Source organism: Rhizobium ecuadorense (assembly GCF_001187535.1).
In the GTDB taxonomy this organism is placed as follows: Bacteria; Pseudomonadota; Alphaproteobacteria; order Rhizobiales; family Rhizobiaceae; genus Rhizobium; species Rhizobium ecuadorense.
This window is the reverse complement of the sequence record NZ_LFIO01000844.1, coordinates 1-402: the sequence shown is the minus strand read 5'-3', so window position 1 is coordinate 402 and position 402 is coordinate 1. Positions and strand designations below refer to the sequence as shown.

Sequence of the window (402 nt, the reverse complement as noted above, 5' to 3'; positions counted from 1 at the left end):
GATGGCTTGATACCATGGATTTCGCAAATCATCAACCCAATTTTGGACGGTTGCCCTGGACCTTCAAGAGCTTGCTAAGCTCCCGATGTCCAAAGAATTAACCATATTTCAGTGTTCTTGCGAAATAATGCCATACGTAGATCAGGTCTCTCGAAGTAGAGAAGCCAAAGTTATTTGGAGACAGTCTTGGCATTCACCATTGCTCGCAGTTTGGTGGCGTTCGGCGTCGCCGTTTCAGTCGGTCTTTTCATGTCGATCGGATTGCAGCAATCGGCGCTCGAACGGCTCAAGGTCAACGGGCCGGTTTACGAGCAGGTCGTCTACGGCAAGGATCTGATTGCCGATATTCTGCCGCCGCCGCTGTTTGTGGTCGAATCCTACATGCTTTCCTTCGAGGCGAGC

At 50.7% G+C, this 402-nt stretch carries 1 pseudogene; it reads left to right on the top strand.

From position 1 onward, the window contains the following. Positions 1–186 precede the first annotated feature (186 nt). Positions 187–402 (top strand): annotated as a pseudogene (locus tag AF337_RS14845) (methyl-accepting chemotaxis protein); the annotation flags it as partial.